Raw genomic sequence first — 273 nt, 5'->3', positions numbered from 1 at the left:
CTCGTGGCTCACCAGCAGCGGGACGCCGTTCGAGGCCCACCCGCAGCTGCTCAGCGCCTTCCTCGCCCTGGCGCGCGCCTGGGCATAACTCTCGCCACCGGGGAAGGCCCAGCCCCAGCGGTTGGCAGCGCGTTCCTCTCGCGCTCCGGGGAACTCCTGGTCGATCTCCTCCCACGTCATCCCCGCCAGCTCGCCGTGATGCAGCTCCGCCAGCTCAGGGACCTCGATGAGATCGGCGCCGATGCGCTCGGCGATGATCACGGCTGTCCGCAG

The 273-nt window shown here is 70.7% G+C and carries 1 protein-coding gene; it reads right to left on the bottom strand.

Going from position 1 to position 273, the window contains the following annotated elements:
- Nucleotides 1-273, bottom strand: a 273-nt coding sequence (locus SB660_RS20585) for a histidine phosphatase family protein (protein WP_410584193.1), incomplete at both ends; no start/stop codon positions are given.

The organism is Bacillus sp. SIMBA_005, from assembly GCF_046535585.1.
Taxonomy (GTDB): domain Bacteria; phylum Bacillota; class Bacilli; order Bacillales; family Bacillaceae; genus Bacillus; species Bacillus pumilus.
The sequence above is the reverse complement of the archived record's forward strand: the minus strand, read 5'-3'. Positions and strand labels throughout refer to the sequence as shown.